General features: G+C 69.6%; 18 protein-coding genes. 7 read left to right on the top strand and 11 right to left on the bottom strand.

Annotated features, from left to right (window positions below):
• Positions 1–63: 63 nt before the first annotated feature.
• The 4 genes from L324_RS19230 to L324_RS42825 form a co-directional block, all read right to left on the bottom strand.
• Entirely contained in the window at positions 64–2,451 is a 2,388-nt protein-coding gene (locus tag L324_RS19230; protein WP_051173971.1) for a phosphoketolase family protein, read from the bottom strand.
• Entirely contained in the window at positions 2,448–3,347 is a 900-nt protein-coding gene (locus tag L324_RS19225) for a universal stress protein (protein ID WP_037310009.1), read from the bottom strand. The genes L324_RS19230 and L324_RS19225 overlap by 4 nt, the downstream gene beginning before the upstream one ends.
• Positions 3,344–4,291, bottom strand: a complete 948-nt coding sequence (locus L324_RS19220) for a universal stress protein (protein WP_037310006.1) — start codon at positions 4,289–4,291, stop codon at positions 3,344–3,346. The genes L324_RS19225 and L324_RS19220 overlap by 4 nt, the downstream gene beginning before the upstream one ends.
• Positions 4,292–4,535: 244 nt before the next feature.
• Positions 4,536–5,030 carry a DUF6223 family protein gene (locus L324_RS42825; protein ID WP_268871934.1) on the bottom strand — a complete coding sequence of 165 codons (495 nt, stop codon included), beginning with the start codon at positions 5,028–5,030 and terminating at the stop codon, positions 4,536–4,538.
• Between the two features lie 49 nt (positions 5,031–5,079).
• Here L324_RS42825 and L324_RS19210 point away from each other — a divergent pair, with 49 nt between their 5' ends.
• Complete coding sequence (locus L324_RS19210; RefSeq protein ID WP_037310003.1) at positions 5,080–6,198, top strand: sensor histidine kinase; 1,119 nt, start codon at positions 5,080–5,082, stop codon at positions 6,196–6,198.
• Positions 6,195–6,875, top strand: a complete 681-nt coding sequence (locus tag L324_RS19205) for a response regulator (protein ID WP_037310001.1) — start codon at positions 6,195–6,197, stop codon at positions 6,873–6,875. The genes L324_RS19210 and L324_RS19205 overlap by 4 nt, the downstream gene beginning before the upstream one ends.
• On the opposite strand, the gene L324_RS19200 is transcribed toward L324_RS19205, so the two are convergent.
• Both L324_RS19200 and L324_RS19195 read right to left on the bottom strand, forming a co-directional pair.
• Entirely contained in the window at positions 6,857–7,504 is a 648-nt protein-coding gene (locus tag L324_RS19200) for a response regulator transcription factor (protein ID WP_037309998.1), read from the bottom strand. The two genes, L324_RS19205 and L324_RS19200, sit on opposite strands and share 19 nt — an antisense overlap.
• A complete protein-coding gene (locus L324_RS19195; RefSeq protein ID WP_037310274.1) occupies positions 7,489–8,748 on the bottom strand; it encodes a sensor histidine kinase in 1,260 nt (419 codons plus the stop codon). The genes L324_RS19200 and L324_RS19195 overlap by 16 nt, the downstream gene beginning before the upstream one ends.
• Before the next feature lie 154 nt (positions 8,749–8,902).
• On the opposite strand from L324_RS19195, the gene L324_RS19190 reads away from it, so the two are divergent.
• Positions 8,903–9,325, top strand: a complete 423-nt coding sequence (locus L324_RS19190; RefSeq protein WP_037309995.1) for a hypothetical protein — start codon at positions 8,903–8,905, stop codon at positions 9,323–9,325.
• 77 nt (positions 9,326–9,402) lie between these two features.
• Here L324_RS19190 and L324_RS40975 read toward each other — a convergent pair whose 3' ends face one another.
• Complete coding sequence (locus L324_RS40975) at positions 9,403–9,948, bottom strand: hypothetical protein (protein ID WP_051173970.1); 546 nt, start codon at positions 9,946–9,948, stop codon at positions 9,403–9,405.
• Positions 9,949–10,117: 169 nt separating this feature from the next.
• On the opposite strand from L324_RS40975, the gene L324_RS19175 reads away from it, so the two are divergent.
• Positions 10,118–11,101, top strand: coding sequence for an ABC transporter ATP-binding protein (locus tag L324_RS19175; protein WP_235783576.1), 984 nt, complete (start codon positions 10,118–10,120; stop codon positions 11,099–11,101).
• A complete protein-coding gene (locus L324_RS19170; RefSeq protein ID WP_235783575.1) occupies positions 11,098–11,886 on the top strand; it encodes an ABC transporter permease in 789 nt (262 codons plus the stop codon). Before L324_RS19175 ends, L324_RS19170 begins: the two co-directional genes overlap by 4 nt.
• Before the next feature lie 7 nt (positions 11,887–11,893).
• Here L324_RS19170 and L324_RS19165 read toward each other — a convergent pair whose 3' ends face one another.
• Positions 11,894–12,340 (bottom strand): CBS domain-containing protein, encoded by a 447-nt coding sequence (locus tag L324_RS19165; protein ID WP_037309993.1) that lies wholly within the window; start codon positions 12,338–12,340, stop codon positions 11,894–11,896.
• 251 nt (positions 12,341–12,591) lie between these two features.
• On the opposite strand from L324_RS19165, the gene L324_RS19160 reads away from it, so the two are divergent.
• Positions 12,592–13,884 (top strand): ArsB/NhaD family transporter, encoded by a 1,293-nt coding sequence (locus L324_RS19160; RefSeq protein ID WP_037310260.1) that lies wholly within the window; start codon positions 12,592–12,594, stop codon positions 13,882–13,884.
• Between the two features lie 8 nt (positions 13,885–13,892).
• On the opposite strand, the gene L324_RS19155 is transcribed toward L324_RS19160, so the two are convergent.
• A complete protein-coding gene (locus L324_RS19155; RefSeq protein ID WP_037309990.1) occupies positions 13,893–14,519 on the bottom strand; it encodes a DUF1707 SHOCT-like domain-containing protein in 627 nt (208 codons plus the stop codon).
• Positions 14,520–14,891: 372 nt separating this feature from the next.
• Here L324_RS19155 and L324_RS19150 point away from each other — a divergent pair, with 372 nt between their 5' ends.
• Entirely contained in the window at positions 14,892–16,142 is a 1,251-nt protein-coding gene (locus L324_RS19150) for a lipase family protein (RefSeq protein ID WP_063624603.1), read from the top strand.
• 283 nt (positions 16,143–16,425) lie between these two features.
• On the opposite strand, the gene L324_RS42820 is transcribed toward L324_RS19150, so the two are convergent.
• A complete protein-coding gene (locus L324_RS42820) occupies positions 16,426–16,593 on the bottom strand; it encodes a hypothetical protein (RefSeq protein ID WP_161780864.1) in 168 nt (55 codons plus the stop codon).
• Positions 16,594–16,812: 219 nt separating this feature from the next.
• Entirely contained in the window at positions 16,813–20,262 is a 3,450-nt protein-coding gene (locus L324_RS19145) for an indolepyruvate ferredoxin oxidoreductase family protein (RefSeq protein ID WP_037309986.1), read from the bottom strand.
• Between the last annotated feature and the right edge of the window lie 94 nt (positions 20,263–20,356).

Genomic DNA, 20,356 nt, shown 5'->3' with positions numbered 1-20,356 from the left:
CAGCAGGAAGGCCACCGGCGAACTCGCCGGTGGCCTTCCTGCTGTCCGTTCACATCGGTGATGTCACGACTCCCATGCCCAGTCACGGATCTCCGGCAGATCCTCGCCGTGCTCGACGATCCACCCGCGGTGCCGTTCCCGCGCGTCGGTCATCCGCTGCCGGACGGCGCCGGCACCGGCGAGCAGGCCCGGCACCCGGTCGATGACGTCGATGACCAGCTGGAAGCGGTCCATGCTGTTGCGCACCAGCATGTCGAACGGTGTGGTCGTGGTGCCGTGTTCGATGTAGCCGCGTACGTGCATGCCGTCGTGGTTCGCGCGCCGGTACGCCAGGCGGTGGATCAGCCAGGGATAACCGTGGTAGGCGAAGATGACCGGCTTGTCGGTGGTGAACAGCGCGTCGAACTCGCGGTCGGTCATCCCGTGCGGATGCTCCGCGGCGGGCTGCAGGCGCATCAGGTCGACGACGTTCACCACCCGTACCGCCAGCTCCGGCAGGAGATCGCGCAGCAACCGGACGGCGGCGAGCACCTCGACCGTCGGGGCGTCGCCCGCGCACGCGAGGACGACGTCGGGTTCCCGGTCCGGATGGGTGCTCGCCCAGTCCCAGATCCCCGCGCCCCGGGCGCAGTGCACCGCGGCCTGTTCGCTGTCGAGCCAGACCGGGCTGTCGTTCTTCCCCGCGACGATCACGTTGACGTAGTCCCGGCCACGGAGGCAGTGGTCCGTGACCCACAGCAGGGTGTTCGCGTCGGGCGGGAAGTACACGCGGACGACTTCGGGACTCTTGTTCGCGACGTGGTCGACGAATCCGGGGTCCTGATGGGAGAACCCGTTGTGGTCCTGCCGCCAGACATGGGAGGTCAGCAGATACGTCAGCGAGGCGACGGGCCGCCGCCACGGGATCTCGCGGTGCACCTTGAGCCATTTCACGTGCTGGTTGACCATCGAGTCGACGATGTGCACGAAGGCCTCGTAGCACGAGAAGAGCCCATGCCTGCCCGACAGCAGGTAACCTTCGAGCCAGCCCTGGCAGAGGTGTTCCGAAAGCACCTCCATGACCCGTCCGTCCGCGGCGAGGTGTTCGTCGACGGGTTCGGTCTCGCACAACCAGGTCTTGCCCGTCACGTCGAAAACGGCTTCGAGCCGGTTCGACGCCGTCTCGTCCGGGCCGAACAGGCGGAAGTTCCCTGCCTTCGCGTTCTGTGAGAACACCTCCCGCAGCCATCGCCCGAGCACCCTGGTCGGTTCCGCGACCGCGCCGCCCGGCCGGACGAGGCCGATCGCGTGTGCCGCGACGTCCGGCAGCGCCAGTGGCCGTATCACGAGCCCGCCGTTGGCGTGGGGTGACGAACCCATCCGCCGGTCGCCGTGCGGGATCAGCGCGGTGACCTCGGCGGTCGGCCGTCCCTCCTCGTCGAAGAGCAGCTCCGGACGGTAAGACCGGAGCCAGTCCTCCAGCTGACGCAGATGCTCCGGATTGCTCCGCGCGTCCGGGATCGGGACCTGATGCGATCGCCACGTCCCTTCGACCTGGACACCGTCCACAAAGGATGGACCGGTCCAGCCCTTGGGACTGCGCAGGACGATCATCGGCCACCGCGGAGACCCGGTGACCCTGCCCGCGGCACGCGCCCGCACCTGGATGCCGTCGATCTCGTCGAGTACGCCGTCCAGCGCGTCGGCCATGGCGTGATGCATCGCGACCGGGTCGTCGCCCTCGACGTACCTGGGCGAATACCCGTAGCCACGCAACAGTTCATCGAGCTCGGTGCCGCTGATCCGCGAAAGCACGGTGGGGTTCGCGATCTTGTAGCCGTTCAGGTGCAGGATCGGCAGCACCGCGCCGTCGCGGACCGGGTTGAGGAACTTGCCCGAATGCCAGCTCGTGGCCAGCGGCCCGGTTTCGGCCTCACCGTCGCCGACGACGCAGGCGACGACGAGGTGCGGGTTGTCGAACGCGGCCCCGAAGGCGTGCGCGAGGGAATAACCGAGTTCGCCGCCTTCATGGATCGATCCCGGGACCTGCGGCGCGACATGACTGGGTACCCCGCCGGGGAAGGAGAACTGCCGGCACAGCGTACGCAGCCCGTCCTTGTCGTACGGCACTTCCGGCCATGCCTCCGAATAGCTGCCTTCGAGCCAGGTGTTCGCGTAGAGGGCGGGACCGCCGTGCCCGGGCCCGGTGACGAAGAGGGCGTTCAGGTCCCGCCGCACGATGGCCCGGTTGAGGTGGGCGTACAGGAAGTTCAACCCCGGGGAGGTGCCCCAATGGCCCAGCAGCCGTGGCTTCACGTGCTCGGGCTTCAGCGGCGACTCCAGCAACGGGTTGTCCATCAAATAGATCTGGCAGGCGGCGAGGTAGTTCGCCGCCCGCCACTGAGCGTCCACTTGCGACAGTTCGCCCGGAGTCAGCGTCTCGGGCGCGGCCGGTGCCCCGATCACGGTCACCGCGACTTCTCCGGCCGGACCACCATCACCGGGCACTCCGCGTGATGCGCGAGCGCCTGGCTGGTCGAACCGAGCAGCTGCCCGGTGAACCCACCGCGGCCGCGGCTGCCGACGACCACCAGCTGGGCCTTGGCACTCCACTCCAGCAGGATGTGCCTCGGCTGGTCACGGACGAGCACCCGCTCCACCTCGACGTCCGGGTACTTCTCCTGCCAGCCCGCGAGCCGCTGCGCTAGCAGGCGGCGCTCTTCCTCCTCGATCGACTCCCACTGCACGACCAGCCTCGCCATCCCATAGGCGTCGTCGTAGGTGACGTCGCGCCACGCGTGGACCGCGACCAACCGCGCGTTCCGCCAGGAAGCCTCTTCGAAGGCGACCTCGAGGGCGCGTTCGCTCAGCGGGCTGCCGTCGATGCCGACCACCACCGGACCTTCGGCCGGATAGGCGGTCGTGTTCTCCTTGCCCCGCATGACCACCACGGGACAGTGGGCGTGCGCGACCACCGCCGACGCCGTCGATCCGAGCGTCAGCTCGTTGAAGAAGCCTCGTCCGGTGCCGCCGACGACCACCAGCGCGGCCGACTTCGACGCGTCGATCAGATACGGCGCGGGCGAGTCCGTGGGCATGATCGTGTCCACCACGGTCTCCGGGGAGACTGCGCGCGCCTGCTCGGTCGCTTCGTCCAGGACGCGCCTGCCTTCCTCGGCCAGGTCTCCGTACCAGGGCACCGGTCCCGCCAGGCCCGCGCCGTACGCCGGCTGGTCGGCGCGCAGCGCGTGCACGATCAGCAGTTTCAGCCGTCGGCGCGCGGCGACGGCCGCGGCCCAGCGGACGGCCGCCAGCCCCGGTCCGGTCCCGTCCACCCCGACGAGGATCTTCCGCTCAGCCGTGTTCATCGCTCTTCCTCCCGGTAAGTCGCTTTCGCTTCGGCTACCCCCGTGGCGGCCTCGGCCGGACGGACGACCATCACCGGACATTCGGAGTGCGCCACCAGCGCCTGGCTCGTCGATCCGAGCACCATGCCTTCGAAACCGCCCCGGCCACGGGAACCGACGACGAGCAGCTGGGCCCGCGCACCGAAACCGAGCAACGCGCGCACCGGCCGGTCGCGGACGACCACGGTCTCCACAGGAAGCGCGGGGAACCGGTCCCGCCACGGCGCGAGTTGTTCCTCGGCCGCCTTGCGCTCCGCCGTCTCGATCTCGGCCGGATCCACCGCCAGTGGATGTGCCCGGAAGGCGCCGTGGTCGACGATCTCGTTCCACACGCGGACGACGATCAAGTCCGTACCGCGCGACGCCGCTTCGTCGAAGGCGCAGGCCAGTGCCGCGTCGCTCCAGGCCGAACCATCGGTGCCGACGACGACCGGACCGGTCTCCGGCGGGGCGTCGTCCGGCTTCTTCCCCCGGGCGACGACGATCGGGCAGTGGCCGTGCTGGGCGAGGGCCACCGCGGTCGAACCCACCATGAGGCCGGTGAAACCCCCGAGCCCCCGGGAGCCGAGGACGATCATCGTGGCCGACCGCGATTCGTGGATCAACGCGGCCACCGGGCTTCCCTCCCGCACCGCGGTTTCGACGGCGAGGTCCGGATAGCGGCGGGCGACGGCGTCGCGGGCCTCCGCGAGCCAGTCCGTGCCGCGTTCTTCGAATCCCGACCTGATCGCTTCCGCGGACGGCAGCACGGCGGGCGCCCGTACCGGCGGTACCGAGTACACGTGGACCAGCCGCAACGTCAGGCCCCGCCGCGCGGCTTCGCCCGCGGCCCAGACCGCTGCCCGCCCGGCCGAACCCGAACCGTCGATCCCGGCCACGACCGTGCCCTCACTCGCGCCCGGCATGGCCACTCCCCTCCCGGACACCGGCGTGCGTCGAAGCGGTGACGTCCCAGGTCCCGCCGTGGCGGCTCACCGCCACTACGAGGATCTCCATCTTCACTCTCCCGTCTGGTCACTTCCCAGCTTCGACCAGCGCGGGACCCGGGAGCAGAGACCGAAGTCCCGCCTGAGGGGGCCTACGGTCCCGGCCCTGAGGACTCCTCACACCGCACCCGGCACGCTCGCGGTCGCGGTGTGTCCTTTGTGCTCAGTGGTCGCCGCGAGGACGGGACCGGGCCAGGGTCAGACCGCCGAGGACCAGGGCGGCCAGCCCCAGCGCCAGCGCCACGAAGGCCCCGGCCAGCCCGTTGCCGGTACCGATACCGCCGTCGGAGCCGGCGGCGACCACTCCGGCCACCACCACGCCGGTCGCCCCCGTCGCGACGGCGACGAGGGCACCACGCCGCCCGGAGCCGGTACCGGCCCTCGACCGGACCCGGGCGAGGCCACCGGCGACGACGCCGACCAGGCAGAGCACCCCGGCCACGATGGAGCCGATCCGCCCCGGGCTCAGCGAGTAGACATCGACGGCCTGCTGGGCGGCGATCTGGATGGACATGCGGTGCTCCTTTTCCTTCAGCTGCTGGACACGCCGATCCTGTCCGCCGGACCCGCCGTCCGTCGTCGCGCGGACGCGGACATCCCGCACTGCCGTCGACGCGGCAGGAAGCCGGGAACTACCACGGACGCGGTAGTCGCCCATGGTCTTCACGGAGGATCTCTCCGCGCCGCCGTCCGGCTAGGGTTCCGGGATGGGCAAGACACGGATCGATGCGAGGGACTGGGCGATCGCCGCCGGGGTTCTGGCGGTCCTCGTGGTCACCGTGCTGTCCCGGCAGCACTCGGGCATAGCTCTCGAACCGCTCGGCTATGCCTTCTTCGCGCTCGGTGGCGTGGCCCTGGTCGCGAGCCGCCGGGCGCCGGTCCTCGTGCTCGCAGCGGCTGGACTGTCCGCGCTCGCCTGTCAGCTGGTGGGTTTCGACGTCCCGGCCGTCGCGTACCTGTTCGCGGTGTACGCGACGATGCGGGCGGGGCACCGCGTCGCCACGCTGGCCGGTTCGGTGGTCATGCTGCTCGCGCTCCCGTTCGCGATCCTGGCCTCCCCGCGCGTCTTTTCCGTGAGCGAGGCCTTCACACACAGCCGCGAGGTCCTGCAACTGGCCTGGCTGATCGCCGCCGCCGCGGCGGGCGAAGCACTGCGCCAGGCCGAGCGACGGGCCGACGAAGCCGAGCGCACCCGTGAAGAGGCCGCGCTGCGCCGGGCCGACGAGGAACGCCTGCACATCGCCAGGGAACTGCACGATTCGCTCACCCACCAGATCTCCGTCATCAAGGTGCAGGCCGAGGTCGCCGTCCATCTGGCCCGCAAACGCGGTGAAGAGGTACCGGAGGCGTTGCTCGCGATCCGGGAGGCGGGCCGTGAGGCGGCGGGCGAACTGCGCGCGACCCTGGAGGCGCTGCGCGACGACGCCGAACATCCGCCGCGGGGCCTCGACTCCGTCCCGGAACTGGTGCGGCAGGCCAGAACGACCGGACTGGACGCGCACTTGACGGTCGAAGGACGCCGAGCCGACCTGCCGGCCGCGGTGGACCGGGCCGCCTACCGGATCGTGCAGGAATCGCTGACCAACATCACCCGGCACGCCGCCGCCGCTTCGGCTTCGATCCGGATCGGCTATCGCCCGGACGCGCTCGTCATCCAGGTCGACGACGACGGGAAAGCCGGTCCTGACAGCGTTCCGGTGCCCGGCGTCGGGCTGGTCGGCATGCGCGAACGGGTCACCGCGCTCGGCGGCCGTCTCCGGGCCTCGCCCCGGGGCGAGGGCGGCTTCACCGTCGAGGCCGAACTTCCCGTGGCCAGGCCGTCGTGATCCGGGTCCTGCTGGTCGACGACCAGCCGCTCATCCGCAGCGGATTCCGCGCGCTCCTCGACGCCGAGGACGGCATCGAGGTCGTGGCCGAAGCCACGGACGGCGCCGAAGGGGTCCGGCTGGCCGGAGAACACCTTCCCGACATCGCCCTCATCGACGTCCAGATGCCGCTGGTCGACGGGATCGAGGCGACCCGCCGCATCGCCGCGGATCCGGCGCTGGCTTCGGTGCACGTCGTCATCCTGACCAACTACGGTCTCGACGAATACGTGTTCAAGGCGCTGCGGGCGGGCGCCGCCGGATTCCTCGTCAAGGACATCGAGCCGGAGGACTTCCTGCACGCCGTCCGGGTCGCGGCCCGCGGCGACGCGCTGCTGGCCCCGTCGATCACCCGCAAGCTGATCGACCGGTACCTCACCCTGCCGCCCGGCACTGGTACCGGGCGGCAGGGGCTCGCCGAACTGACCAACCGCGAACGTGAGGCCGTCACCCTGGTCGCCCAGGGCCTGTCGAATGACGAGATCGCCGCCCGGATGGTGATCAGCCCGCTGACGGCGAAGACCCACGTCAACCGGGCCATGACGAAACTCCACGCCCGCGACCGGGCCCAGCTCGTCGTCTTCGCCTACGAAGCCGGCCTGGTCGCGCCCGGAGCCGATCAGGACCTGTTCAGATAGGTGAGGACGGCGCGGACGCGGCGGTTGGTGTCGTCGTCATCGGTGATGCCGAGCTTGCCGAACAACGACGTCGTGTACTTGCCGATGGTGCTCTCGCTCAGGAAGACACGGCGGCCGATGGCCTGATTGGACAGTCCTTCGGCCATCAGGGCCAGCACGGAATGCTCCCGTTCGGTGAGCCGCTCGAGCCCCCGGTTCCGGGAACCACCGGACAGCAGTTTCGCGATGACGGCCGGATCCATGGCCGTCCCGCCGCCCGCGACCCGCTCCAGCGCGCCGATGAACCCCTCGGCGTCGAACACGCTCTCCTTGAGGAGGTAGCCGACGCCGCCGGAGCCGTCGGCCAGCAGTTCGCGGGCGTACAACTGCTCGACGTGCTGGGAGAGGATGAGGACGGGCAGCCCGGGCATCTCGCTCCGGGCGGTGAGGGCTGCCCGGAGTCCTTCGTCCGACTGGCTCGGTGGCATGCGGACGTCGATGACGGACACGTCGGGGCGCCAGGTCCGCAGCGCGTCGAGCGTCTCGGGTCCGGTGGCCGCCGTCGCCACCACCTGATGCCCGAACGCCTCGATCAGACGGACCATCCCGTCCCGCAGGAGGTAGAGGTCTTCGGCTACGACGACACGCATGGCACCATCATCCTGGCCCGGGTCGGGCCGCCCGGCGGGCTGGTGATCTCCAGGGTGCCGTCGAAGACCGCGAGACGGCGGCGCAGACCGGCGATGCCGCCCCCGGCCCGCTCGACGGCGCCGCCTCGGCCGTCGTCCTCGACCTCGACGACGAGGCCGACGTCGTCGTGGTCGAGGCTGACCAGGGCCCGCGACGCCTGGGCGTGCCGGACCGCGTTGGTCAGCAGTTCGACGACACCGAAGTAGACGGCCGACTCGATCGGCGAGTCCAGCTTCAACCCGGCGTCGGCGTGGACCGTCACGTCGAGCGGGAGGTCCAGCGCGAGAGCGCGCACCGCGTCGGCGAGTCCTCGTTCGGTGAGCACCGGCGGGCTGATCCCCTGGATCAGCTCACGGAGCTCGGTCAACGAGGCGGTGGCGCCTTCCCGCGCGTCGCGCATCAGCGCCCTGGCCGCTTCGGGGTCGCTCTCCATCAGTTTCTCCGCGGTCGCCAGGGAAAGTCCCAGTCCGACCAGCCGGGCCTGTGCGCCGTCGTGCAGATCCCGTTCTATCCGGCGGATTTCGGCGGCCTGCGCGATCGTCGTGTCCGCGCGCTGGGCGGTCAGCTCGTTCACCCGGCCCGCCAGCGCCATCGCGGGCGACGGCCGCAGGAACCGGACGGCGACGGGCTCGAGGCAACGCCAGGCGTACGGGGCGGAAACCACGGCCACGACCAGCCCGAGCACACCGACGAGCCGCGCGGTGGGCTCCGGCCGCACGAATCCGACGGCGGCCACGGCCACACCGGCGGGCGGGAGGCAGGCGACCACACCCGCGGTGAACGGGACGATCGCGGCGAATCGCAGATCGCGCCCGTTGGCGGGGTCACGCCATCTGACCCGCCATTTCTGGTCCATCAGCGCGTCCCGGCGGGTGCGTTCGTAGGAGAACCCGTTCCACCAGTACCCGGTGGACAGCCGCGTCACCGGCCCGGCCTGCCGGTAACCGCCGGGGATGACCGTGCCCGTCCACCTCGCGACGAGGAAGCGGACCGCCCGGCAGACCGGGCGGGGCAGCACGAGCGTGGCCACGCACACCAGCACGAACGGCGCCGGCCACGACCACGGATTGCCCGGCCCCCACCAGATCCCCAGCCCGACGGAGGCCGCCCACACGGCGGGCATCACCATCGCGACCACCGCCACGGCACAGGCCCGCACGAACCCCACACCGGCTCGCGTCAGCCACGCACCCAGTCGACTCATCGCTTCGTCCTTCACGTTCCGCTTCGGTGCTCCCCACTGTGCACCACGCGGAACCCGCGCCCACCCTGTCCGGCCCAGGAGTGGGGCTAGACCCACCCGGCCGTGTGCCCAGACCGATTCCGGCGCGGCCGAGCGCTTCATAACGTCGTCGACCATGGAAACCAACACCGCGCTTCTCGACAACCCCCGTGCCCGAGCCGCCTTCGGCGCCGCGAAGAACAGCGTCAAGATCTACGGCGCGCTCAGCGTCGTCGCCCTGATCACGGTCGTCGTGGTGGCGAGCGGTGGTCACCCGGTGAACACGTTCATGTGGGTCCGGGCGGGCCTGCTGCCGGTGGTCGCCGTGCTGCTCCACCGCATCGCCGTCTCCGCGTCCCAGGGGTCGCGAAAGGCCTTCGACCGCGTGCGCACCCTCTCCGTGATCATGCCGATCGCGATCATCGGCGTCGACGTGATCCCGGGGGTCTGCCCGCCTTGGTACGCCGTGATGCAGATCGTCTGCATGCTGCCCGTCATCCGGCTCGCGTTCCTCGTGCGCGGCTCCGCCTTCCCCAAGAAGGGCGCGGATGCTTCCTGACCGCACTTCGTGCTCGTGAGTGGTAATGACGGTTAGAACCATCATTACCACTCACGAGACTCAGCCGGGGTTCTCCGTCAGACGACGGCCGGCACGGTGGGCACCAGCAGCGCGGTCAAACCCAGAACGTCGTGGCGGGCGTACAGACCGCCGGTGGAGCCGGTCTGCGTCACGCTCGTCCACGTTCCGTCCGTGCCCGAATTCCCGGGGCAGGCTCCACCGACCACGGGAACCTCGCCCGTCGTGGTGGTGGCGCCGAAGCCTTTGAGCATGAATCCGGTGATCTGGGTCTTCACCCGGACGTCGTAGGCGACGACGCTGGCGACGGAGGTCGAGGTGGCGTGTTCGACGTTGTGGGTCTTCTCGCCCTTCGTACCTTCGCCGGTGATCCAGGTGCACACGGCCGCGTAGCTGTCGGTCGCGTCGTAGGTGAAGCTCACCCCGGCGGCGTTGGCCTGCAACTTGGCGTTGTTCCAGCCGAACGGCGTCTGGACCTCGCCCTTGCCGACGAAACCGGTGCCCGTGGCCGGGTCCAGCGTGTAGGCCTGGGCGACCCCGCCGAAGACGAGAGCGGCACTGGCCGCGACACCGGCGACGACGGCGATCTTGCGGTTGAACTTCATGGCGGGACGACCTCCAGGAGCAGGGAATGGTTCTGTACCCGGTAAGTCGCGAACGCCATGGCCGCGTTTGGAGGACGAGGACCCCCGGCTTGCTGGGCCTTTCGGCCCAGGGTGTCCAGGGCCGTTCAGCGGTCGCCCACGCCCCGGATCGCGTAAAGTCATCTGTGGAGTGCCGGGAAGCCTGGTCGGCGTCGTTGTCACGCGGACGGAATGGGTTTCGATGCCGGTGCACCCGATCATCAAGGCGACCTCGCTGACCAAACGCTACGGTGACACGGTCGCCGTGGATCGCCTGTCCTTGACCGTCGATCGCGGCGAGGTCTACGCGCTGCTCGGTCTGAACGGCGCCGGGAAGACCACCACCATCAGGATGCTCCTGGGCATGATCCGGCCCAGTGACGGCGAAGTCTCCCTGTTCGGTTCCCCGGTGCGTTCCGGGCGCTCGGCGATGTGGGCGGATGTCGGCTACCTCGTCGAGACCCCTGCTGCCTACCCCGACCTGACGGTGACCGAGAACCTCCGGCTCGCCGCCCGGCTACGCGGGCTGCGGGACCAGCACGCGGTCGACGACGTCGTGCGCCGCCTCGACCTGGGGCGCCACGCCGAGCACCGGGCCCGCACCCTGTCGCTCGGCAACGCGCGGCGGCTCGGCCTGGCCAAGGCCCTGCTGCACCGGCCCGCCCTGCTGATCCTCGACGAACCCGCCAACGGATTGGACCCCGCCGGGGTGGCGGAGATCCGCCACCTCCTCCACGATCTCGCCCACGAGGAAGGGGTCACGGTCGTGCTGTCCAGCCACATCCTCACCGAGGTCGCCAGGATCGCGACCCGGATCGGTGTCCTCGACCGGGGGCGGCTGGTACGGGAGGTCGGCGCACACGAGCTCTCCGCGCAGGCGAGGCCGCGGCTCAACTTGTCCACAAGGGACGATCAAGCGGCCGTGAAATCCTTACGGGAAGCGGGTTTCACCCCGGAGTCGAACGGCGAGGCCGGACTGCTACTCGCCGACGAACGCGCGGTGACGAGACCCGACGACGTCGCCGCGCTGCTCGTCGAGGCCGGGCTGGCGCCGACCCGCCTCGTCGTCGAGCAGGACGATCTGGAGACGTACTTCCTGCGGCTCGTCGGCCACGCGGAAACGGTGACGCGATGAGCGCGCTGCCCGCCGCCGTGTGGGCGGAAACCCTGAAAGCGCGCCGTTCCCACCTGCCCTGGGTCACCGCGCTCGCGTTCACCATCGCCGCCGGTTTCGGGGGCCTGGTGATGTTCATCCTGCAGGACGTGAGCCGCGCCAAGGCGCTGGGCCTTCTCGGCACCAAGGCCGCCTTGACCGGCGGCGAAGCGAGCTGGGCAGCGTATTTCGCCTTGCTCGGACAGGCCACGGCCGTCGGCGGGCTCCTGATCTTCGGGCTCGTCGTGGTGTGGACGTTCGGCCGGGAATTCAGCCAGGACACCGCCAAAGACCTCCTCGCCTTGCCGACGTCGCGCGCGACGATCGTCGGCGCCAAATTCGGTGTCGCGGTGGCCTGGTGTGTGCTGCTGGGCCTGTTCACCTGTGTGCTGGGCCTGGGAATCGGCGCGGCGCTCGGACTGCCGGGATGGTCGGCGGCCGTCGTCCTCACCGGACTGTGGCGGGTGCTGGCGACCGCCGTCATGACCGCCCTGCTGGTGACGCCGTTCGCGGTCGCCGCCAGCGTCGGCCGCGGCTATCTCGCCGGGGTGGCGTCGATGTTCCTCACGGTGTTCCTGGCGCAGGTGATCACCTTGCTCGGCTACGGCGCGTACTTCCCCTGGTCGGTACCGGCCCTGTTCAGCGGCGCGGGCGGCCCGGACCAAACCCTGCCGGGACCGGTCGGCTACCTGCTCGTGGCCGCTGCCGGGATCACCGGTGTCACCGCCACGATCGGCTGGTGGATCCGTGCCGACCAGGACCGCTGAGCACGGTTCAGCGCGGGGTGAGCGCCAGTTGCAGCAGTCGCGACGCCGAGATCACGCCGAGCAGGGTCTTGCCCTCCATGACCGCGACGAGCGGGCAGCGCAGCCTGGCCATGACCGCGGCGACCTCGATGATCGTGTCGTCCGCGTTCACCCTCGGCAGCTCGGTGGGTTCACCGGGCAACAGGGACCGGACCTTCTTGCCGCCGAGCTTGCCCGCGACGCTGTCCGCCATCGACTCGTCGAGCACTCCGGCCAGCGACGGATCGTCCTGCACATAGCTCGGCACCAGGAACCGCACCACCTGCGACGCGGGCAGGACCGATTGCGGGCAGCCGGAACGGTCGGTGACCACGATCCCCGGCAACCGGTGCTCGGCGAGCAGGCGGGCCGCGTCCAGCGCGGCGGAGTCCAGGTCCACGACCGGGAACTCCTCCGCCATCTCACTGGCATGCATCGGTCCAGCCTACGACCACCCGGCCCGGTGTGCCGGGATCATCCGGTGCTTCTGCCGGGTTCTTCATGCCCCGCCGGGGGCCGCGGGTTTGCCCCGTGGGCGTACTTGCGGCATCTTTACGCGAGGTGTGTCGGGAAGCCTGGTCGGCGGGCCCATTCCTTCCGGGATGGGCTTGGTCGACGACGGCGGGAGCATCGGGTGCGGGATCAGGGTGACGTGCGGTCTCACGAGCGCGCGGGACGGTGCCCGGCGTGAACACCGTGGTCTCGGTGGCCGTCTTCGCCGTGGCGTACCTGTTCATCGCCACCGAGAAGATCCCGAAGATGGTCGCGGCGCTGGCAGGCGCCGGTATCGTCCTCGCGCTCGGCGTCGTCGGTTCCGAAGACGCCTTCTACTCCCAGGAAACCGGGGTCGACTGGGACGTCGTCTTCCTGCTGCTCGGGATGATGATCATCGTCGGGGTCCTCCGCAAGACCGGGGTCTTCGAGTTCACCGCGATCTGGGCCGCGAAACGCGCCAAAGGCTCGCCGCTGCGCGTGATGATCCTGCTGGTCCTCATCACCGCCGTCGCATCGGCGTTCCTCGACAACGTCACCACTGTCCTGCTGATGGCGCCGGTGACCCTGCTGGTCTGCGACCGCCTCGACGTGAACCCGGTCCCGTTCCTCATCGCCGAGGTCTTCGCCTCCAACATCGGCGGAGCCGCCACCCTGATCGGCGATCCCCCGAACATCATCATCGGCAGCCGAGGGGGCCTGACGTTCAACGACTTCCTGCTCAACATGGCGCCGATCGTCGTCATCGAACTGCTCGTGTTCACCCTCGTGCTCCCCCGGCTCTTCCGCGGCTCCTTCGCCGTCGACCCGGACCGTGTCGCCGACGTCATGGCGCTCAACGAACGCGAAGCCATCCACGACAAACGCCTGCTGATCAAATGCGGCGTCGTGCTGGCCGCCGTCTTCACCGCGTTCATCGGCCACTCGCTGTTCCACATCGAACCGTCGATCGTCGCGCTGCTCGGCGCGGGCGTCCTGGTCCTGGTCTCCAACGTGAAGACCAGCGACTATCTCGCCGGTGTCGAATGGGAAACCCTGCTGTTCTTCGCCGGACTCTTCATCATGATCGGCGCGCTCGTGAAGACCGGCGTGATCGAAGACCTCGCGAAACTGGCCGCCGACGCCACCGGCGGCAACGCACTCCTCGCGGTCATGCTCATCCTGGTCGTGTCGGCGCTGCTGTCCGGGATCATCGACAACATCCCTTACGTCGCCACCATGAGCCCGCTCGTGCTCGCGCTCACCAACGACATCGCCGACCCCACCCACTCCGAAGCCCTGTGGTGGTCACTCGCCCTCGGCGCCGACTTCGGCGGCAACATGACCGCCATCGGCGCCAGCGCCAACGTCGTCGTCCTCGGCATCGCCGCCAGAGCCGGCAGCCCGATCTCCTTCTGGGAGTTCACCCGCAAAGGCGCGATCGTCACCCTCATCACCGTCGTCGTCGCCGCGCCCTACCTCTGGCTGCGGTACTTCGTCGTCGGCTGAGCACCACGTCAGCGACGCCGGCCGAGGTGCCGTAGCCGCGGCCGGGAGCGCCGCCGCGACTCCGGCGACTTCCGGATCACTTTCACCGAACCCCACCAGGCGAAGCCGGTGACGCGCAGAACCGGCGCGCCCGTCGACGGCTGCCCTCGGCCGATCCCGCGACCGGCGCCGAATCCGCCCATCAGGCCGATCCCCCGGACGTCGACGGCGAAGTCCTCGGGGACCACGATCTTGACGCTGCCCATGACCGCCACGGCCCTGATCGTGCGCATGCCTGCGGGGATGTCGGCATGCCTCAGATCGAGACGCACACTCCCCCAGAAGGCCCGGCTGACATGGTTCGACGGCAACGGCCCGTCGAATCGCCTGCTGGTCGAGGACATGACGGCGAACGAACGCCGTCCGCCTTGTTCTCCTTCTCCGGCGGGGGACACCGCGTACGCACCGATGGCGGGCAGATCCGCGACGATGGGTTCGAATTCCGCGAAAGTCTTGGCCGCGTAGACGGCGTCCAGTCTCGTCTCCAGTTCACCGGTGGTGATCCGGCCCGCGCCCATGGCTTCGTACAGCAGTCGCGCGACGCTTTCGCGGTCGGAATCGGCCACCCGCATCGCCGACCGCTTCAGTTCGGACATGACGACGATGCTAGCCAGAATCGGCGACGGATCACCCGGGAAAATCGTCAATTCCAGGAATTCGGCGACAAGCCTCGATCTCAATGAGCATATTCCGGCGATCCGCACTTACGGGAATGACAAAAGTGTCACCAGCCTGATGTTTCGAGCTTTGACGCGATCGATCAGTCGCGTCGTTGACAGACGCGGACATGCTCAACCGTCACCCCGTGACAATTTGACGACCGGTGAGTCCTCGTCCATTGACTGGCCGGGGTCTGCGGGTTTTCCATCTGTGCAGCGTGCGGGAAAAGATCCCGGCGTGCGACAAGCTCTCGCGATCAAGGCATTTCGTCAGCCGACCTCACGTTCCGACTCAGTGTGGAGTGCAGTATGACTTTTTCCTTTCGCCATGGCCTGATCGCCACCATGACCGCGTCACTGGTCGCGGCGGGCACGGTGGCGGCTCTGGCGGTGAACGCTCCGGCGGCGAGCGCGGACACCGGCTCGGTCTACACCTCGTCTTCACCGCTTCCCGCCGGCCAGAACGGTGACGTGGTCAAGTCCCAGCCCTCGACCTACAACGGCGCGAAAGCGACACGGATCCAATACCTGTCCCGGGACAACAAGGACAAGCAAGTCGCGGTGAGCGGCACGGTCCTGGTGCCGGACAATCCGTGGAACGGCCCCGGGGAACGGCCGATCGTGGCCTACGCGCCGTTCACCTTCGGCATGGGCCCGGATTGCGCGCCGTCGAAAACCCTGGCGGGCGAAGGGGCCTCGGACATGGTCTCCGGTTTCCAGGGCGGCTTCGTCAACGCGCTGCTGGGCGCCGGGTTCGCCGTGGCACAGACCGACTACATCGGACCTTGGGTGGAGGGCAGCGGTGATCACCCGTATGTGATCCGGTTGTCCGAGGCGCATACCGTGCTCGACGTCATCCGTGCCGCACAACGACTGCCCGGTACCGGACTGCCCGCCAACGGCCCGGTCGGCATCGCCGGTTACTCCGAGGGCGGCAGTGCCGCCGCGGCCGCCGCCGAACTGGCCGCCACCTACGCGCCCGAACTGAACGTCAAAGGCGTCTACTCCGGCGCGCCGCCCGCCGACAAGGCCGCGCTGTCGAAGTCGCTCGACGGCGGAATGTACTTCGGGTTCCTCGGCTACGCGCTGATCGGCATCAACCAGGCCTACCCGGAGGCCAAGTTGATGAACCTGGCCAACCCGACCGGTGCCGACCTGTTCCTGAAGGCCCGTCAGACGTGCACGCTGAACGCGGTCTTCCAGTTCATGTACAAGCAATCCGGCTCCCTGACCAAGGACGGCAAGCCGGTGTCCTCCTACCTGTCCCAGCCGCCGTTCGACGCGATCGTGGCCGAGAACCGGATCGGCACCGTCAAACCCGCCATGCCGGTCATGGTGGAACAGAGCCCGATGGACGACGTCATCCCGGCGGTCGTCGGCAAGCAGATGGCGAAGGACTGGTGTGGCAAGGGTGCCAACGTCCAGTGGAAGGACTTGGCGTCGCTCACGCCGCTGTTCTCCCACGCGCTGGGCATGATGACGGCCCCCAATGACGCCACCGAGTGGCTGAAGGCCGCGTTCAACGGGCAGGCGGGAAGCGGGAACTGCGGCCGGTTCTGAGTCCGGCGGTCGCGAGGGGCTGAAGGGGCCTTTCCTCTCATCGCATGCGGCGAAGGGCGCTTTCCCCGCATGCGATGCGGGGAAAGCGCCCTTCAGCCCCTACCGAAACCCCAGACCACGGTCCGTGAAGGCCCCCTTCCCTACCCTGAAGGTAGTGAAGGAGTCCTTCACGCCTTGGCCGGCCGGACGCTACCGTGTTTCCCCGGCCAGCAGTTGATCTCGAAGTGCGAGGTGGCACCGTCGACCATTCGGAGACCACCACCCCCTCGGCGGAACCGTCCGGCTACATCGGCCGTCGTGGTGAGGGAGCGGAGGTACGCCGCCTGCTCGGCAAGGCGTGCGCGCTGACCGACTTACCGGGCAGGGCTCGTTGCAGGGCCGGGAGCAGTGGTTTGCCCACGATGCCGAGTCCGGGGATCTCGAAGGTGCCGCGGGCGAAGATCAGGTCCACGTCCGGGCAGGCCGAGATCTCCGCCGCCGTGGCGGTACCGCGCCGATCCCAGTCGCGGCGCAGATGGCCGGCCCGGCCACGGCGCTGAGACGTTGCAGTCGTGTGCGCATCGCTCTTCTCCTCTGAAGTTCGCCTCGTTCGGCGATCTTCAGCCTGGCCGAGCGAGCCCGACGGCTCCATACGCGAAACTACGTATCCGGGCCGGTGATCGGCGACCCGTCAGCCGCTCACGCCGAGCCTGTCGCCCGGCACGAGATCGGCGAGGAGCGCGGCCTGTTCCCGGCGATATGCCTCGACATTCGCCAGTTTGACGTCCTCGTAGCCGCGGATCAGGTCGGGCAGTTCGGCCAGCGCGAGCAGCCTGCCGCGATCGGCGTCCTCGGCACCGAACGCGGCCAGGATCGTCTCCCGGTACTGGCCGACGAGTTCGCGCTCGACCTTCCGGACCCCGGCCCGGCCGAACGGATCCCACCGGGTGCCACGCAGTTTCCGCGCGGCGCGCAGCGCGACGAACACCGGGCGGAATCCCGGGCCCAGCGCGATCTTCCGCTTCATCCCGAGTGCGCGGAGGACCGGCGGGTGCAGGCGGTAGGCGTAGCGGCTGCCCTCCCCGAACTCCGCCTCGATCCCCGCGAGCACGGCGGGATCGAGACAGAGCCTCGCGACCTCGTACTCGTCCTTGTAGGCCATGAGCTTGTGCAGATTGCGCGCCACCGCTTCGGTGACCGCGGTCGAGTCCCCTTCCAGGACACGGACGCGCTCGACGAACTCGGCGTACTCCCGTGCGTAGCGGGCGTCCTGGTACTGGACGAGTTCGGGGACGCGGATGTCCAGCAGGCGCGCGAGTTCCGAGCCCGGCTCGGCGTGCACGAGCGCGCGGGCGCGGAGAGCGGCCTCCGACGGGGCGGGGGCCGCGGCGACGGCGGGAGGCGCGACGGCCGCGTGCAGGCCGTCGGGATCGGCGACGAGTTGCCTGCCGCGGCGGAACGCCTGGAGGTTGCCCGCGACCGCGACCCCGTTGAGCTCGATCGCGCGTTCCAGGCTGGCCGCGGCCAGCGGGATGGCGCCGGTCTGGTGCGCCGCGCCGAGCTGGAGGATGTTGGCGAACTGGTCGTCGTCGAACAGGGTCTCCGCCAGCGCCCTGGCGTCGAGCGCCACGGTGCGCGCCGCGTTCTCCGCGATCGCGCCACGCACCGCCGCGGCGTCGGGGAAGGAGACGGTGGTGTCGACGACCATCCGGCCGGTCGGCACCTCGGTCGTGGAGACCACGGCGGTGGTCCGGCCGGGATCGGTCACCGTCAGCTGCACCGGATCGGCACCGACCAGGACGTCACAGGCCAGGTAGAGATCGCATTCGCCGTCCGCGAGTTTCGGGGCCTGCGGCGTCGGCTCGGCGGTGATCTTCAGATCCGAGACGACGGCGCCGCCCTTCTGCGCGAGCCCGGTCTGGTCCAGTGTCCGGACGTGCCTGCCTTCGAGTACGGCGGCCGTCGCGAGGATCTGCGCGACGGTGACCACGCCGGTCCCGCCGACCCCGGTGATCCGGACGGAGAAGTCGGTTCCGGCTGCTTCGGGATCGGGCAGTTCGGCCGCGGTGATCTCCCCGGCCCGCCGCCGCGGTTTCCGCCCCGTCGGGACCACGGTCATGAACGAGGGGCAGTCCCCCGCCAGGCACGAATAGTCCACATTGCACGAAGACTGGTGGATCGTGGTCTTGCGGCCGAACTCGGTGGCTACCGGCTGCACCGACAGGCAGTTCGACTTCTCGCCGCAGTCGCCGCAGCCCTCGCACACGCGCTCGTTGATCACGACCTTGGCGGCCGGGGTGGGCAGCTTGCCGCGACGCCGTTTGCGGCGTTTCTCCGCGGCGCATTCCTGGTCGTGGATGAGCACCGTCACCCCGGGCACCGCGGCCAGTTCCTCCTGGGTGCGCAGCAGTTCGTCGCGGTGCCGGACGTCGACGCCGTCGGGAAGGCGGACGCCGCGGAAGCGTTTCGGCTCGTCGCTGGTGATGACCACCTTGGCGACGCCTTCGACCAGGAGCAGCGCGGCCAGTCGTTCCACCGGAAGCCCGCCGACGGCGTCCTGCCCGCCGGTCATCGCGACGGTCGCGTTGTAGAGGATCTTGTAGGTGATGTTGACCCCGGCCGCGACGGCGGCCCGCACCGCGAGGCTGCCGGAATGGGTGAACGTGCCGTCGCCGATGTTCTGCACGAAATGCGAGGCCTCGACGAACGGCTCCATCCCGAGCCACTGCGCGCCTTCGCCGCCCATCTGCGTCAGGCCGACGACGTCGCCGACCTGTTCCGGTTCCATGAACAACGCCATCGCGTGACAGCCGATGCCGCCACCCACGACAGTCCCCTCCGGCACCTTGGTCGAGGAGTTGTGCGGGCAGCCGGAACAGAAGTACGGCGTCCGGGTCAGCAGCGGCACCGAGATGCGCTCACGGCGACGGCGTCGCCGCCACGCGGTCACCGACGGGATCTCGTGGTGCTCGCTGAGCCGTCCGGCGAGCACCCTGGCGATGGCGTCCGGGTCGAGTTCGCCGAGTTCGGTGCACAGGGTGCGGCCGTCCGGTCCGGTCTTGCCGTGGACGGCGGGCGCCCCGGCGGTACCGTAGAGCACCTCCTTGATCGCCGCCTCGACGAAGGACCGCTTCTCCTCCACCACGACGATCTCGGTCAGGCCGTCGGCGAACCGGCGGACGATCGAGGGTTCGAGCGGATGGATGACGCCGAGCTTGAGGATCCGGATCCCGTGCCGGGACAACGCGTCGGCGTCCAGGCCGAGCAGGCGCAACGCCTGCATCAAGTCCAAATAGGACTTCCCGGCGGTGACGATGCCGATCCGGTCCGACGGTCCTTCGTGGACGATCCGGTTGACCCGGCTCGCCCGCACGTATTCGACGGCCAGCGGCAGGCGTTCGGTGTAGAGACTGCGTTCGAGCGCCATCAGCGTGGTCCCGAGCAGCCGGGAGCTGGGCTTGTGCCGGTACGCGGGCAGCATCAGCTCCGGCGCGGTCCACTGTGGATGGACGTGCGCGGTGCTCGCGGCGTCGGCGACGTTCGCCACGAGCTTCATCGACGACCAGAGCCCGCTCGCCCTGGACAGTTCGACGGCGTGCAGGCCGAAGTCCAGCACGTCCTGGGAGTCGGCGGGGAAGAACACCGGCATGGACAGGTCGGCCAGCGCGAGTTCGGAGGCGCAGGGCACCGAGGAGGACTTGGCGTTCGGGTCGTCTCCGACCAGCGCCACCGCGCCGCCCGCCGGATCGGTGCCCGCGAGGTTGGCGTGCCGCAAGGCGTCCGTCGCCCGGTCGAGGCCGGGCGCCTTGCCGTACCAGAACCCGGTGACCCCGCCGGACGACGAGCCGACCGACGCGGTGAGCTGGCTGCCCATGACCGCGGTCGCGGCGAGCTCCTCGTTCAGCCCGGGACGGTGCACGACGTTGTGCTTCTCGAGCAGGACCGACCGGCGGCCGAGTTCGAGGTCGTAGCCCGCCAGCGGCGAGCCCTCGTAGCCGGAGACGAACACCGCGGGCGACGCCCCGGCGGCGCGATCGTGCCGGACGCGGTCGAACAGCATCCTGACCAGCGCCTGGACCCCGCTGAGGTAGACGGTGCCGTCTTCCCGTAGATACCGGTCCTCCAACGTGAACTGCTCCACCAGACCTACCTCCTTCGGCACCCCCGCGCGACGTCAGGACAGGAGACCGGACGTCCGGGCCTGCCGCAACAAGGCGCAGTCTATTGCCCCTTCA

The sequence above is a fragment of the Amycolatopsis orientalis DSM 40040 = KCTC 9412 genome (genome assembly GCF_000478275.1).
GTDB classification, from domain to species: Bacteria; Actinomycetota; Actinomycetes; order Mycobacteriales; family Pseudonocardiaceae; genus Amycolatopsis; species Amycolatopsis orientalis.
Note: the sequence above shows the minus strand (reverse complement) of the source record. Positions and strands in the feature narration are given on the sequence as shown.

What these genes read in the sequence shown, in the direction of transcription:
- L324_RS19200 (WP_037309998.1), bottom strand. Translation starts at nt 7,504, where the DNA reads ATGCGTGTCGTCGTAGCCGAAGACCTCTACCTCCTGCGGGACGGGATG.
- L324_RS19225 (WP_037310009.1), bottom strand. Translation starts at nt 3,347, where the DNA reads ATGAACACGGCTGAGCGGAAGATCCTCGTCGGGGTGGACGGGACCGGA.
- L324_RS19155 (WP_037309990.1), bottom strand. Translation starts at nt 14,519, where the DNA reads ATGTCCGAACTGAAGCGGTCGGCGATGCGGGTGGCCGATTCCGACCGC.
- L324_RS19150 (WP_063624603.1), top strand. Translation starts at nt 14,892, where the DNA reads ATGACTTTTTCCTTTCGCCATGGCCTGATCGCCACCATGACCGCGTCA.
- L324_RS19210 (WP_037310003.1), top strand. Translation starts at nt 5,080, where the DNA reads ATGGGCAAGACACGGATCGATGCGAGGGACTGGGCGATCGCCGCCGGG.
- L324_RS42825 (WP_268871934.1), bottom strand. Translation starts at nt 5,030, where the DNA reads ATGGGCGACTACCGCGTCCGTGGTAGTTCCCGGCTTCCTGCCGCGTCG.
- L324_RS19190 (WP_037309995.1), top strand. Translation starts at nt 8,903, where the DNA reads ATGGAAACCAACACCGCGCTTCTCGACAACCCCCGTGCCCGAGCCGCC.
- L324_RS19165 (WP_037309993.1), bottom strand. Translation starts at nt 12,340, where the DNA reads ATGCATGCCAGTGAGATGGCGGAGGAGTTCCCGGTCGTGGACCTGGAC.
- L324_RS40975 (WP_051173970.1), bottom strand. Translation starts at nt 9,948, where the DNA reads ATGAAGTTCAACCGCAAGATCGCCGTCGTCGCCGGTGTCGCGGCCAGT.
- L324_RS19170 (WP_235783575.1), top strand. Translation starts at nt 11,098, where the DNA reads ATGAGCGCGCTGCCCGCCGCCGTGTGGGCGGAAACCCTGAAAGCGCGC.
- L324_RS19195 (WP_037310274.1), bottom strand. Translation starts at nt 8,748, where the DNA reads ATGAGTCGACTGGGTGCGTGGCTGACGCGAGCCGGTGTGGGGTTCGTG.
- L324_RS19220 (WP_037310006.1), bottom strand. Translation starts at nt 4,291, where the DNA reads ATGCCGGGCGCGAGTGAGGGCACGGTCGTGGCCGGGATCGACGGTTCG.